Origin of the sequence: Bradyrhizobium sp. HKCCYLS20291 (assembly GCF_051167715.1) — a bacterium.
Classification (GTDB): Bacteria; Pseudomonadota; Alphaproteobacteria; order Rhizobiales; family Xanthobacteraceae; genus Bradyrhizobium.
Genome location: NZ_JBNPTO010000009.1, coordinates 118,521 through 133,480, shown reverse-complemented (window position 1 = coordinate 133,480; position 14,960 = coordinate 118,521). Strand labels below are relative to the sequence as shown.

6 protein-coding genes are annotated in these 14,960 nt (G+C 64.7%); 2 read left to right on the top strand and 4 right to left on the bottom strand.

Going from position 1 to position 14,960, the window contains the following annotated elements:
• Positions 1-4: 4 nt before the first annotated feature.
• From ACQR07_RS20990 to ACQR07_RS20980, 3 genes are all read right to left on the bottom strand, one after another.
• On the bottom strand, positions 5-1,531 hold the full coding sequence (locus ACQR07_RS20990) for a permease (RefSeq protein ID WP_434904068.1): 1,527 nt from the start codon (positions 1,529-1,531) through the stop codon (positions 5-7).
• Entirely contained in the window at positions 1,528-2,277 is a 750-nt protein-coding gene (locus tag ACQR07_RS20985; RefSeq protein ID WP_434904067.1) for an ABC transporter ATP-binding protein, read from the bottom strand. The genes ACQR07_RS20990 and ACQR07_RS20985 overlap by 4 nt, the downstream gene beginning before the upstream one ends.
• Before the next feature lie 196 nt (positions 2,278-2,473).
• Entirely contained in the window at positions 2,474-3,280 is an 807-nt protein-coding gene (locus ACQR07_RS20980; RefSeq protein ID WP_434904066.1) for a transglutaminase-like cysteine peptidase, read from the bottom strand.
• Positions 3,281-3,867: 587 nt separating this feature from the next.
• Between ACQR07_RS20980 and ACQR07_RS20975 the strand changes: the two genes are divergently transcribed.
• Both ACQR07_RS20975 and ACQR07_RS20970 read left to right on the top strand, forming a co-directional pair.
• Positions 3,868-10,794, top strand: coding sequence for an Npun_F0296 family exosortase-dependent surface protein (locus ACQR07_RS20975; protein WP_434904065.1), 6,927 nt, complete (start codon positions 3,868-3,870; stop codon positions 10,792-10,794).
• 102 nt (positions 10,795-10,896) lie between these two features.
• Positions 10,897-13,125, top strand: coding sequence for a CHASE2 domain-containing protein (locus tag ACQR07_RS20970; protein WP_434904064.1), 2,229 nt, complete (start codon positions 10,897-10,899; stop codon positions 13,123-13,125).
• A gap of 185 nt (positions 13,126-13,310) precedes the next feature.
• On the opposite strand, the gene ACQR07_RS20965 is transcribed toward ACQR07_RS20970, so the two are convergent.
• A complete protein-coding gene (locus tag ACQR07_RS20965) occupies positions 13,311-14,906 on the bottom strand; it encodes an ABC transporter substrate-binding protein (protein WP_434904063.1) in 1,596 nt (531 codons plus the stop codon).
• Positions 14,907-14,960 lie beyond the last annotated feature (54 nt).

The window sequence follows — 14,960 nt, the reverse complement described above, 5'->3', positions numbered from 1 at the left end:
GCCGTCACGTCCGCGCCGGGCTGAGCCTCCAGGCGGCAAACAGCAGCGCTGCGGTCATCAGGCCGCAGATCAATGCGGCTTGCGGCAGCGCGAGCGCCAGCGCGGCCGTTGCCGCCCAGCCGATGGAGGAGAACGCCTCGGTGAACGTCGCGAGCCGCGACGAGGTCTGACGGCGGCGGAATTGGCTGCGCCGGGCCTGGATGCGAAACCACAGCTGGATGGCGGTGGACGAGATCGTGGCGACCAGAACGGCGGCTGCGGTTACCAGGGCCTGCCAGGGAGCGATCCAGCCGAGCGCGAGCACCAGCGGCGCGAAGATCACGGCGATCGTGATCAGCACGACCTCGATCTTGGCGCGCACCACGCGCGCGTTCGTCAAGGGTGCGGTGGCGACGAGTTCGGGGGCGTCCTCGCCGGAGATCGTGAGCCAAGCGAGGCCGCCGGCGAGTTGGCCTGCGGCCATCACGATGACCGGCGTGATCAGGATGACGGCCTGCGACGTATCGGAGTAGCTGCGCCACAGCAGCAGGGCCGGCGGCACGAGATACAGCAGCTGCATCAGCGTCTGCGAGATCAGCCAGGGATCGCGCCGCAGCAGCACGAACTCTTTGCGCCGCAGCGCCTGTTGCCGCGAACCGCTGCGAAACGCTCTGATACGGGCCCCCGCGCGGTTGGAGACACCCTGGGCCGCCGCGCTGATCGCGGTGTCGGCGAAGCGCGGCGAGAACACCGTCATGACGAGGCCGAGCAGCAGCAGGCCGCTGGCGAGCAGGATCAGCAGCGCCTGTCCGTCACCGAGCGCCGCGCGGGCCGGCAGCCAGACGAGACTGTCCGGATCCGGCGCGATCGCGGCCGCCGCGTCCGAGGTCAGGATGGCGAAGCGCGACAGCGTGCCGTAGGATACGATCGCGGCAATCTGCAACACGATGACGAATCCGGCGCCGATCACGGCCGCCAGGATCTGAGCGACGAGCCGCGTGCGCGCGGGGCCGATCAGGCGAAACAGGATGATGGTGATCGCGATCGCCAGCGCCGCCGCAGACAGGCCGATGGCCGCGACCACCACGAAGGCAGCCAGCCAGCGTACGCCGCCTTCGATCAGCAGCACGTCGACGAACGGCGTCGCCAGCAGCAGCGCCATGCTGGTGACGGACAGGGCGATGGCCGCGATCCGGACCGAGAAGATCTCCGCGAGGCGCACCGGTGACGACATGATCAGATCGAGATCGGCGCGGGCATAGAATACGCGCGTCACCGATTCGATCGCCTGCGACAGCATCAGCGCCCAGGACAGCATGATCGTCGCGGTGATGACGATGAGCGAGGTCTTGTCGAGCGGCGGCTGCAGGTCGGCGTAGCGGCCGACGACGGCCCAGGCCGGCAGATGCATGACGGCGCCGAACAGAAGCAGGCCGATGATGGCGGCGCGCGTCCGCCGGCGTCTGCCAGCCGTGATCATGCCGAGCCATTCCCGCCAGGCGAGCCGGAACTCATGACGGGCGAACCATGCAAGCGTGGCCGTCCGGGTCATGCCACGGACTCGACGTCGACCAGCGCGATGAACAGCTCTTCCAGGCTGGTGTCGTTCTGTCCGTTCTGCTGACGCAGCTCGGCCAGCGTTCCCTCCGCCACGAGGCGCCCGGCCGCGATGACCCCGATGCGGTCGGCCATGCGCTCGGCAACCTCCAGAATGTGGGTCGTCATGATCACGGTGCCGCCGCGGCGGACCCGTTCGGCCAGCAGTCCCTTGACGTGACGCGCGGACACGGCATCGAGGCCGGTGAGCGGTTCGTCCAGGATGATCAGGAGCGGATCGTGCACCAGCGCGCCGGCCAGCGCCACCTTCTGGCGCATGCCCTTGGAAAATCCTTCGCAGCGTTCGTGCAGATGGCGCTCGAGCCCGAGCGAGATCAGGAGCTCCTGCGCGGTCCGGTTGGATGTCGCGGGATCGATGCCCCAGAGGCCGGCGACGAATTCGAGATATTCGAGCGGGGTGAGCTTGTCGTAGATCATCGGCTCGTCGGAGACCCAGGCCATCACCTGCTTGGCGGCGATCGGCTCGCGCAACGCATCGATGCCGAAGATCTCGACACGACCGGCGTCCGGTCGCAGCAGGCCCGCCACCATGCGCAGCGTCGTCGTCTTGCCGGCGCCGTTCGGGCCGACCAACGCGTAGAACTCACCCGCGCGCACCACGAGGTCGAGTCCATCGACCGCCGGGCGCTCGAAACATTTCGTTAATCCTCGCACGGCGAGGGCAGGGCTGTCCGGGGTCATGGCCGCTCGTTCGGTTCGCGTCTGTAAATTGGACGCAACTCCTTGCGGCGCGGTGAACGGGCCGCCGGCTGCGATCCTTGGGCGCCATCCCTGCCGGCCGTTCCCGCCGAAACCGGCGCGTGCCGCTCGGAGTGGAGTACATCACATCGTAGCGTCGGAATCACGTTCTGGGAGAGGGGGGCCAGCGCGCACTCGTTCAGTTGGACGAGGCAAAGCGCCGGGTCGCCGTCCCGCCGGAGTCCCTCCCGGCGAGGGTCATGTCCGCCGCCAGCGTGGGCTCCTGCAAGCTCGAGATGCTCACTTCGTCGAACACGAACAGCGGCCGGATCTGTCGCGCGTCGCTGTCCTGAACCAGGGCCATGCGCTGATTGTCCAGCATCAGCCAGCGTCCATCGAGGCGGGCGGTCGTCACGGCATGGTCCTCGCCCCGGATAGCATCGCGGAGGATCACGATCCGCAGATCGTCGGCGGCGACACCGGCCAGCCGGAGTGCAACGAACTTGGCGATCGCGTAATCCTCGCAATCACCGGCACGATGCTCGAACGTCTGCAGAGGAGAGCTCCACACGTCCATCTCGCCATATTCGGCAGAGTCGCTGGTGGCGCGAATGGCGAGGTTGATGGCGCGGTTGATCTCGCCAAGCCGGGCGCGACCGTCGCGGGCGCGACCCTGGTCGACGATGGCAAGCAGGCGCAGGGCTGCTGATGATGCGCAGCGCTCGCGATCTCCATCGCACAAAGCGAGCTGGACGCGCTCATCGTCCAGCCGGTTGACGAGTTGCTGCCACTTGCTCCTCAGCGGGCCCGGTCCGAGGTCCAGCCGCAACAGGCCGAACGGCTCTGCGGCGCGCTCGAGGGTCGTTGCCAATCCCAATGGCTGCCCGACCGGCCCGGCGGCAACCGGCCCGGCGGTCCAGGCGGCGGCACTGGTTGCCAGCAGCATAAACCAGCGGATCAACGCGTGACTGTTCATTTTGACGCCCTGCGCCGGGTCTCTGCTCATGCGGTCTGATGCCTGAGGGAACCGGATCGTTGGCCTCAGCATCCGGCGGGGGACCTTGGGGTCCGCTTAATTTCCCGCGCTGGCCGCGCGAATCGGAGCAATCTTGCTGAACGTTGTGTTGCGCCGATGCGACAAACTCTAACGAAAGGGCTGAGTTGGACCCGCCAAAGGTCGCAAGACCGGGAACAATTCACGTCCAAGTTGCGTGCTGCTGACCGCGCAGAGTTGCGGCCGTACGCGTTACAATCTGTCAATTGCTGTTGGCGCGAACACACACCGACACTTGAATTTCGCTGATAACGCCAAGTCGGTGGCGACAGCGTGGTCGCGCCAAGTAAAACGTATATGAGTATTACTTATTTTGACTATCGAAGCGCGATTTTCACTGCTTCAATACTTCATTATTCAGGATTTGAATTTTTAAAGTGAGGCAAAAACTTGTCGAGTTGGCAGCAATCCCATGGAAAGAGGCTCGTCTTGCGGGTTGGAAGCACAAGCTGAAGATGGTTCCGCCAGACACGCCCCAGTGATATGCAGGCATTGAGCACAAATTCTTATGTAATAATTAACCATATGTCGGTGGCCCCGTGAATTACGCTGGCAAATTTGACGCCGCGCTTTTCTCCGATGGCCTTGGCGCGTCCGCGCATACCCATGCGCATGTGCGGCTCGACGCGCCGCCGGCCCACGCGCCGGCTGACGCGATCGTCGTTCCCGACGCCCACTTTCTTTTCAACGCCGAGTTCAAGCGGTCGGGTCTCGACCTGGTCCTGTCGTCCCAAGGCCGCGACATTGTTCTGACGGACTATTTCAAGGGCGAGAAGCGCGCTCCGCTGGCGTCGCCCGACGGCGCGCATCTCACCGGAGATCTCGTCGGAGCGCTCTCGGGCGCCGTGCAGGTCAGCCAGGCGGGAGCCGCGCCGAGCGCCGGCAAGGTGATCGGTCACGTCACCAAGCTTCAGGGCACGGCGACCGCGGTCCGCAACGGCGTCTCGATCATCCTTCACAACGGCGACAACGTCGAAAAGGGTGACGTGGTCCAGTCCGGCACGGACTCGACCCTCGGCATCACCTTCATCGACGGCACGGTGTTCGGCCTGTCCTCGAATGCGAGGATGGTGCTGAACGAGATGGTGTACGACCCGAACGGGTCGAACAATTCGTCGCTGATCAGTCTGGTCGCCGGGACGATTTCCTTCGTGGCCGGTGAGACGGCCAAGCATGGCGACATGAAGGTCGACACGCCGGTCGCGACCATGGGCATTCGCGGCACCGCCGTGCTGGTCGAGATCGACTTCACCGTGCCGGGGCAGGGCGGCCTGCCCGACGCCAAGTTCCAGGTGCTCGTCGAGCCCGATGGCCGCACCGGCTCCTACGTCCTGTTCGACAAGACGACGCTGCAGCCGATCGCCGTGGTCAACCAGGCCGGCCAGCAGATCCAGATCAGCAATGGCGTTGTCAATCAGAGCGCGGTGCCGCTCTCGCCCGACATTCAGAAGCTCATCAACGACGTCTTCTCGCTCAAATTCACCGACAACAACACCAACCCCAAAACGACGACCCATTTCACCGACATCGGCGCGCTGCAGACGCTGACCGGGCTGAAGTTCGCCGACGGCACCAGCACGGTCCCGAAATTCGCGGTCACCGACATCACGATCACGACGACGACCACGACCACGACGACAACCGAGCCGCCGTCGCACATTCCCGGGCCGCCGGAGGTCAGGGTTCTCGACATCGGCGGCCGGCTGACGACGGCCTTCGCGCTGACGGAGCGGGCCGGCCAGACCGGCGTGAGCACCGATCTCGACACCGTTCTCAGCCGCGTTAATTTCGCCGACATCAATCCCGGCGACCAGCCGACCGTCTCGGTGAAATTCAGTTCGTTTGCCTACAAGAGCGCACAACAGACCGATGTCACCGGGACGTTGAACGCGCTGCAGCTGAAGGACGCGCTGGCGACGGCCGTGAAGGTCACGGTGACGGCGGATCCGACCAACAAGAATTACGGCTCGGCGACGCTGACCTACAGCGTCCCCGACAACGCCTTCGACTTCCTCGCGGCCGGCGAGAAGCTGACGCTGACCTACATCGTGCGCGTCGACAACAATTTCGCGCCGTCCAACGAATACACCGAAGTGCCGATCACGATCACGGTGACCGGCACCAATGACCAGCCCGCGATCACGGCGAGCGTTCAGCCCATTGCCTTCGCGGGCGGCACCAGCGTGCCGGGCGGGCCGCTGACGTCGGATGATCCGACCTCGGGTACCCTCACCTTCAAGGATGTCGACCTCACCGACACCCACAGCGTCTCGGCCAAGCTGAGCAGCGCTGTGCTGGAGGGTGGCGGCAACGTTCCGCCGGGGCCGCTGGCGTTGTTCGAGCAGGCGCTCACCGCGTCGCTCGCGGCGGACAGCACCGGCAGCGGCACCGGCAAGATCGACTGGAATCTGGCTGACCTTCCGGTCTATGTCGCCGATTTCATTCCGGCCGGGAAGACGCTGACGCTCACCTACACGGTGACCGTCACGGACTCTCAAGGGGGGACCTCGGCCCAGACGATCGCGGTGAGCATCACCGGCACCGACGATCCTGCCGTGGTCTGGATCGCGACGACGCAGGGGCAGTCCGGCGAAGGCCGCGGCGCCCAGGTTCTGTTGTGGAGCGACGGCGCGAACTGGGCGACCGGTCTCGCACCGACGGCAGCCGACGACGTCATCATCATCACCGATCAGTTGCATGGCCTGACGCCGGCCTTCGCGGTGACGATCGATGCGGACGCCTTCGCCAAGTCGGTCAGCCTGAACGATTTCGGCGGCGGAGCCGTCCCGCAGCTGGACAATCACGGCACGCTATCGATCAGCGGCGCGCTCACCGCCAAGGCCGATGCGCATATCTTTAATTTCGCGAACGCGACCATCACCGTCGACGGCTCGGCGCAGATGCTGGACCAGAGCGTGCTGCACAATGCCGGCACGGTGCTGCTGGCTGGTGGCGGCGAGTTCGGCGCTGCAGCCGGCATCACCAACACGGGGATGATCGAGCTGTCCGGCGGCGTGCTGAGCGTGCTTGGCAGCATCGAGAATGCCGAAGAGGACAGCTCCGGCCTGATCCAGGTCGATCGCGGGGCGAGCTTGACGCTCGATGGCGGCCGCATTGATGGCGGCACCATCGTGATCCAGGGCGCTCCCGTGGTTCATATCTTCGGAACGCTCGGGGAGGGCGAAGAAGCGCCGCCGCAACAGCCCGACGGCCTGCTGGTGTTGAACGATGGCGCTGTCATCAGCAATGGCGAGCTGAGCAATTTCGGCACGATCGATGTATCCGGGCTGGGCAATACGTTCTCGGACGAGAGCGTCACCAATGCCGGCCTGATCGACGTCAAGGCCGGCGGCGAACTCACGCTCGGTGTTGACACCGCGGTCGACAACACGGCGGGCGCGATCGCGGTCGAGAATGCCGCCAAGCTCACGCTGACGAGTTCGAGCGTTGCCGGCGGCACGCTGACGAATAAGGCCAGCGGAACGATCTCGTTGAGCGGTCACGCGGCGGTCAGCGGCGGCGTACTCGGGAATTCCGGCGTGATCGACGTGTCCGGCGCTGGCAATGCGCTGGAGGACGAGAGCGTCACCAACGGCGGCCTGATCGACATCAAGGCCGGCGGCGAGCTCGCGCTTGGTGTTGACACGGCGGTCGACAATGCGGAAGGCGCGATCACGGTTGAAAATGCCGCCAAGCTCACGCTGACGAATTCGAGCATTGCCGGCGGCACGCTGACGAACGAGGTCGGCGGAACGATTGCGTTGAGCGGTCACGCGGCGCTGACCGGTGGCACGCTCGGCAATTCCGGCGTGATCGCCGTGTCTGGCGCCGGCAATGCGCTGGAGGACGAGAGCGTCACCAACGACGGCCTGATCGACGTCAACGCCGGCGGCGAACTCGCGCTCGGTGTTGACACCGCGGTCGACAATGCGGAAGGCGCGATCACGGTCGAAACTGCCGCCAAGCTCACACTGACGAATTCGAGCATTGCCGGCGGTGCGCTGACGAACGAGGTCGGCGGAACAATCGCGTTGAGCGGTCACGCGGCGGTCAGCGGTGGCACACTCGGGAATTCCGGCGTGATCGCCGTGTCCGGCACCGGCAATGCGCTGGATGACGAGACGATCACCAACGCCGAGGCGGCCGCGATCACGATCGCGCTCGGGGGCGCTCTGTCGCTTGCGGCCACCAGCATTGCTGGCGGCGTGATCTCCAGCCAGGGCCTGATCGAGGTGGCCGGCGACAGCAGCGTCGACGGCAGCGCGCTCGACGGCGGCGCAATCCAGATCGGACATGCCGGCGGCGCGAGCGGCGGCATTGTCAACACCGGGGACGGGCCGTCTGGCCCGTCTTGGGTGCCCACGACCCTCGTCGTTGAGGGCGGTACGACGATCAGCGATGCCACGATCGGCATCGATCCCGGCTCCGTCCTCGAGGTCGTCTCGGCGGCGGGTGCAACGATGACCAGGGTGGCCGTCGATAACTCCGGAACGGTCCAGGTCGACCAGGACTCCCTGCTGGTGCTCGAGGACAGCACGGTCACGGGCGGTGACCTCGTGAATCGCGGGACCGTACACGTCGAAACCAAGACCGTGACCACGTTCGACGGTGTCAATATCGACAACGACGGTGGCGTGATCATCATCGACGATGCTGGCGATGCTCCGGTGCCGTCGACGCTGATGTTGGACGGCAACACCATTCTGACCGGCGGCACGCTGAGCGTCGGCATCGTCGGCACGCTCGAGATTGCCGGCGGCGACGTGACCCTGGCCGGCATGCATGTCGAGAATCTCGGCACCTTCATCGTCGATCTCGATTCCGTTCTCGCCCTCGTCGGCACGGACGTCGTCGGCGACGGCACGCTGTACATTCATGGCACGCTCACCGCGAGCGGCCTCAGCAGCCTCGGTGACACGATCATCAATGACGGGACGATCGAAGTCGTCGGCGGCACGTTGGAGATCAACGGCTCGATCTCCGGCCTTGGAACCATCGCAATCGATGCCGGCGCAATCCTGCACTTCGGCGCCGGCAACACCCAGACGATCGACTTCAGCGGCCTTGGCGGCAGCGAGCTTGTCGTCGACGACAGCGGCTTCTCGGTCGATGGTGTCGGCTCCTCCATCAAAATCGCCGGCCTCGACGTCTCCGACACGATTGATCTGTCGACGATCAGATGGGATGCGACGACGACGACGGCGGCGTACGACTCGACGACCGGCATTCTGACCGTCAGCGACGCCGACGGCGACAGCGTCAACCTGATCCTGACCGGCGCCGACTATTCGGGCGCGCACTTCGTCGGCAGCGATGACCACCATGGCGGAACGCTGATCACGCTGGCGGCCCAGGACTCCGCGCCGGTCATTGCCAATCCAAGCCAGACCGGATCGATCGGCGAGACGGCACAGCAGACCGGCGCGTCGAATCCGCACAGCGTCGGCGGCACCATTCAGTTCACCGACGCTGACCTGACGGATCGCCCCACCGCCGCCATCCTGTCAGGCGCGCAGAGCGTGAGCTGGACCGGAGCCGACCAGACCGATCTGTCCGGTCACTTGAGCTCGGGGCAGATCGCCACGCTGGAGCAGGCGCTGCAACTGAGTCAGAGCGGCAACACCAACAACGGCACGGTCGACTGGACCTATACGGTCGCAGATGGCGCGCTCGATTTCCTTGGCGCCGGCCAGACCGTCAAGGTCACCTCGACGGTCACGATCAGCGACGGCAAGGGCGGCAGTGCGACCTCGACAATCGTGGTCACCATCACCGGTACCAACGACCAGCCGGTCGTCACCTCGGCGCTCCAGACCCGCGAGATCGCCGAGCAGGCGGGCACCTCGGACTCCAGCCAGCTGGATGGCGCGACTGGCGTGATCACCTTCACCGATGCCGATGCCACCGACATCCATGCGGTCAAGGTGACCGCCGTTGCCGTCGAGGGCGCGCATGGCGGCCTTCCGTCGGACAGTTCGGTCCTGCTGAGCTGGCTGTCGCTCGGTCAGCTGAAGGAGTCCAGCAATGGCAGCAGCGGATCGCAGGCCTGGAGCTTCTCGGCGAAGGACAAGGTGTTCGACTATCTCGGCGTCGGCCAGCATGTGACGCTGACCTACACCGTCCAGATCAACGATGGCCACGGCGGCGTGGTCGACGTGCCCGTCAGCATCAAGGTCAACGGCGCCGAGGATGCGCCGGTCATCACGGGTGAGACCAACCCGATCGTTCAGACCGTGATCCTGTCCGAGCGCGCGACCGTGCTCGCGAGCGGCAGTTCGGTCAACGCGGAGGGGATGCCGACCGAAACGTTCGACAACGTGTTAGCTCCCGGCACGTCGGACAACGGCCGTGGCCATGGCAGCTTTCAGAGCGCGGCGCTGCATGCCAGCTTCACGGCGAGCGGCGATGCGGGGATCGTGCATGGAACCTCGCCGGTGTCGGCGGCGCCCTTCATGTCCGGTGGTGCGGACAAGACCGCTTATCTCAGCATCGGCAATCGCGCGCAGGAGACCATCACCTTCGACAGCGCCAAGAACAGTTTCGGGCTGTATTGGGGCTCGGTCGACGCCTACAACAGCATCTCGTTCTACAACGGCACCAAGTTGGTAGCGTCCTATACCGGCAGCGACGTGGCGCCGCTGCTCGCCAATGGCGGGCAGAACTCGCTGGCCTCCAACGGCTATGTCGAATTCCTCGGACTGTCTCCGTTCAACAAGGTCGTCCTGGCGAGCAGCCAGGATGCGTTCGAGCTCGACAACGTCTCGGCCGGCACCATCGCGGGTCAGCCGGTCAAGCTGGCAAGCGGCATGTCTGGCACCCTGTCGGTGGTCGACAAGGACATCGGCGACGTGTTGACGGCCTCGGTGATCGGCAACGGCGTGGTCAAGTACTCCGGCGCGGCGAGCCTGCCGGAGACCGTCCATATCGAGGCGCTGGCCAGCGCAGGGGCGATCACTTTCGACAGCGTAACCTCCCACGGTGGCACCGAGGTGCTGCATTGGAGCTACCATCCCGACGCTGTGAACCTGGATTTCCTGCAGCCGGGCGACACGCTGACCGTGACCTATCAGGCCAAGGTCAGCGACGGCCACGGCACGTCGGGCGCGCAGCCGCTGACGATCACGCTGACGGGCAATGGCGCGACGACCGTCAACGGCACCGACCAGAACGACAACTTCGTCAATGTCGGCGGCGGCGTCACGATCCTCGGCAAGGCCGGCAACGACACCTTCGTCTTCAACCCCCATTTCGGCAGCGCCACGATCGGCGACCTCGATCTCGCGAAGGATATCGTCGAGATCGATCGTTCGCTGTTCGCAAGCGTCGAGGCGCTCGTCGGCGCGGCGCAGTCGGCCAATGGCGGGCACGACACCGTCATCACCGATGCGGCCCATGATACGCTGACGCTCAAGGGCGTGACGCTCGATCAGTTCAAGGCGCATCACGACGGCTTCCACCTGGTCTGAGCCCTCGACCTTGCAGCAGCGCTCTTTCAGCTGGATCGCGGGACACACGCTTTTCCTGGATGAGTCTCGAATCGCCGGTCTCGGCATGATATCGGAAGCGGCATGAAGCGTTTGAGGGCAGTGCCACGATGGTTCGCGCGCAAGTTCGGCTACGCGCGCATGATCTGCCTGCTGCTGCTGGTCGCCTTTGCGGCGGTGCGTAAAGTCGATCCCGCCCCGATGCAGGAACTTCGCCTGCGTACCTTCGACCATTTCCAGGCTCTTAGTCCGCGGGTGAAGACCGTCCGTCCGGTCACGATCGTCGATATCGACGAGAGGAGCCTCGCCGATCCCAAGCTGGGACAGTGGCCGTGGCCACGGACGCGGATCGCCGAGATCGTCGAAAAGCTGACGCAACTCGGCGCCGTCGTCATCGCATTCGACGTCGTGTTCGCCGAGCCGGACCGGTTGAATCCGGCACTTGCGGCTGAGACATTTCCCAACCTCGACGAGGTGACGCGCGAGAAGCTGAAGGCGCTGCCGTCGAATGATCAGGTGCTAGCGGATAGCTTGCGGCGATCGCGGATCGTCGTTGGTGAGTCCGGCAGCAACGAGGTGCGCGCCGACCTCGACAAGACCTTGCCCGTCACGGGCGTTGCCACGCTCGGGCCCGACGCCATTCCCTTCATGGAGAGTTTCCCGGGATTGTTGCGGAACGTTCCTGTGATCGAGCATGCGGCGTCCGGACGCGGGCTGTTTACGATTCCATCGGAGCTCGACGGCATTATCCGCCGCGTGCCGATGATCATGCAGGCGCGGGACATCACGATGCTGTCACTCAGCTTCGAGATGCTCCGTGTGGCGACCGGCTCGGACACGGTGCTCATCAGGACCGATATCGGCGGCATCACCGGCCTTCGCCTCGCCGGCTTCGAGATCCCCACCGACCGCACGGGCAAGATCTGGCTGCACTATGCCGGCCATGATCCCTCGATCTATGTATCGGCCATCGACGTGCTCGAGGGACGCGTGGCGCCCGACAAGATCGCAAGGAAACTGGTCCTGATCGGACCATCGGCCATCGGTCTGAACGACATCAAGACGACGCCGGTCGACCCGGCCATACCCGGGGTCGAAGTGCATGCTCAGGTGCTGGAATCCGTGCTGACGGGGGCCATCCTGAAGCCGCCGTCCTGGGGCCTTGCGGCCGAGTTCTTCGGTACTTTGCTGCTCGGCCTGCTCGTGATCGTATTCGCGCCAAAGCTCGGTGCCGTCACGTTGGTGATCGTCGGAGCCGTGATCGCGGCAGCCTTGATCGGCACGTCCTGGTTCTCCTATGCGCAGCATCGTGTCCTGATCGATTTCACCTATCCGATGCTGTCGACGACGGCGATCTATCTGACGCTGATCTTCGCCAATTTCGTCCGTGAGCAGAACCAGCGTCGGCAGATCCGCGCCCACTTCGGGCAATATGTTTCGCCCGCCCTGGTCGAACGTCTCACCCAGTCGCCGCCCAAGCTTGGCGGCGAGGAGCGCGAGATGACGATCATGTTCTCCGATGTGCGTGGCTTCACCACCATTTCGGAGAGCTACAAGCACGATCCGCAGGGCCTGACACGGCTGATGAACCGGTTTCTGACGCCGCTGACCAACGCGATCCTGGCGCGCGAGGGCACGATCGACAAATACATGGGCGACGCCATCATGGCGTTCTGGAATGCCCCTGCCGATGATCCCCAGCATCATCTGAATGCATGCGAGTCCGCGATCGACATGCTCGTCTGCGTCGACGAGTTGAACCGGGCGCGCGAGCAGGAGGCCAAGGACGGCGGTCACGTCTACATCCCGCTCAACATCGGCATCGGTCTCAATACCGGTGTGTGCGTCGTCGGTAATTTTGGCACGGACCAGCGCTTCGACTATTCGGTGCTGGGCGACAGCGTCAATCTCGCCTCCCGCCTCGAGGGCCAGTCAAAGGAATACGGCTTTCCGATCATCGTCGGCTCGGCGACCGCGCTGGCCGTCAAGGACAGGCTCGCGATCCTCGAGCTCGACTTCATCATGGTGAAGGGCAAGACCGAGCCGGAGGTGATCTATGCGGTCGCCGGCCGTGAGGACGTGATGTACTCCGAGCGCTTCCAGCTGTTGCGCAACCTGACGATCGAGATGCTGGCCGCGTATCGCAGCCGCGACTGGGACGAGGCGCTCGCCGCGATCGCACGTGGGCGCAAGAACGATGACGCGAAGGAGCTGGCGAAGCTGTTCGATCTCTACGAAGCCCGGATCGGCAACTACCAGCAGAACCCGCCGCCGGACGACTGGAACGGCGCCCACGCGCTGACATCGAAGTAGCCGCTGAGATGTAGGGTGGGCAAAGCAGCGCCGCAGGCGACGCGTGCCCACCATCGGCGGCGGTGAGTGCGGGCGGTGGGCACGTCGCGCGACAGATCTTGTATGGTGACGCCGAGCACGGGCGCGCCTTTGCCCACCCTTCACAACAACATTGTCGTCCCGACGCCAGGCCGGGATGACAGCTCTCACTCCGCCCCGATCGTCGTCAGGTCCTGGAACCAGTGCTGGGCCTGGATGAACTTCTTCACCTTCGGCGACAGCCCATGCGGGTTGGTGTCGTGCACCACCCAGACCAGCACGGCGTCATCGACCACCGCCGCATGGGCCTGCGCGATAAGCTCGTCCTGCTTGGCGGGATCGAAGGTCTGCTTCGCCTCGGCAATCAATGCATCGACCTTCGGATTCTTGTAGCCACCCCAGTTCACGCCGACCGGCGCGATCTGGTCGGAGGCGAAGAACCGGACGATGGCGTAGAGCGGATCCGAGGTGACATAGGCGATGTTGTTGGCGGTGATACCGGCGTTCATCTCGTCGGCGGCGCCCTTGCGCCAATGCGTATACAGCGTCTCCAGCTCGACGACCTTGAAGTCGATGTCGATGCCGATCTCCTTGAAGCTCTGCTGCAGGTACTCGTTCATCGGCAGCGACAGCATCTGGCCGGTGCCCCCCTGCGCGATGATGAAGGTCGTCTTCAGCGGCTTGGCCTTGGAGTAGCCGGCTTCCTCGACCAGCTTCTTGGCGGCGGCCAGATCATACTTCAGCTCGAAGCTCGGCTTGCCGAACCATGGGCTCGACGGATCGACCTGGCCCTTGGCCGGCTTGGCCAGGCCGTTCATCAGGCCGACGACTTCATCGCGGTTGATCGCGAGGTTGAGGGCCTTGCGCAGCCGGATGTCGGTCCAGGGCGAGCCTGGCAGCATGCTGAGATGATAGTTCCAGACGTGCGGCGTGACGTTGTCGACCAGCTTCATGCCGGCGGCCTTGAGCTGCGGAACGGCGTCCGGCGCCGGCGTCTCGATCAGGTCGACCTGGCCAGCGAGCAGCGCGTTGGTGCGCGTCAGCGCCTCCGGCATCGGCACCAGCACCAGCTTGTCGGTCTTCGGAATGCGGTCCTTGTTCCAATATTCGGAATTCTTCGAAAGCTCGGCGAGCTCGCGCGGCACCAGCTTGGTCAGCTTGAAGGGACCGGTGCCCGAGGGCTGGCTGGCGAACTTGTCCCAATCCTTGCCGAGCTTCTCGTACTGCGCCGGGCTCGAAATCAGGAACCACAGCATCTGATAGGGAAAGAACGAGTCGACCGTCTTGGTCGTGATCTCCACGGTGGAGTCGTCGATCTTGGCGTAGCTCGCCACCGATGGCAGGCGCGTCTTCACCTGTGCGCTCTGCCGCTTGTCGAACTGCGGTGCCTTATCATTGAGCACCTTGTCCAGATTCCAGATCACCGCATCGGCATTGAAGTCGCTGCCGTCGTGGAACTTGACGCCCTTGCGCAATGCGAAGCGCCACTTGGTCCTGTCGGCGTCATCGACCTTCCACTCGGTGGCGAGACCCGGGATCAGCTTGCCGGGCTTGTCGGCGACGCTCATGTCCCAGGCCACCAGCGGATCGTAGATCGTGTAGCCGGTAAACTGATAGGCGCCGGCGCCGCGATCAGGCTGGCCGGTCGTCAGCGGGACGTCGGCCATCGAGATGCCGTAGCGCAAGACGGTTTCGGCGCGCGCGGCCACGGCAGAGAGGCCGAGCGCAAGCGCAGTGGCGAGCAAGGACAATTTCATACGCATCAGGATGAAGCTCCGTGAAATCCGGATCAAATTCGATGCGGAAACCTGCAATCC

Bases quoted from the DNA above. Each gene is read 5' to 3' on its own strand.
- ACQR07_RS20990 (WP_434904068.1), bottom strand. From the start codon at position 1,531: ATGACCCGGACGGCCACGCTTGCATGGTTCGCCCGTCATGAGTTCCGG.
- ACQR07_RS20985 (WP_434904067.1), bottom strand. From the start codon at position 2,277: ATGACCCCGGACAGCCCTGCCCTCGCCGTGCGAGGATTAACGAAATGT.
- ACQR07_RS20980 (WP_434904066.1), bottom strand. From the start codon at position 3,280: ATGAGCAGAGACCCGGCGCAGGGCGTCAAAATGAACAGTCACGCGTTG.
- ACQR07_RS20970 (WP_434904064.1), top strand. From the start codon at position 10,897: ATGAAGCGTTTGAGGGCAGTGCCACGATGGTTCGCGCGCAAGTTCGGC.
- ACQR07_RS20965 (WP_434904063.1), bottom strand. From the start codon at position 14,906: ATGCGTATGAAATTGTCCTTGCTCGCCACTGCGCTTGCGCTCGGCCTC.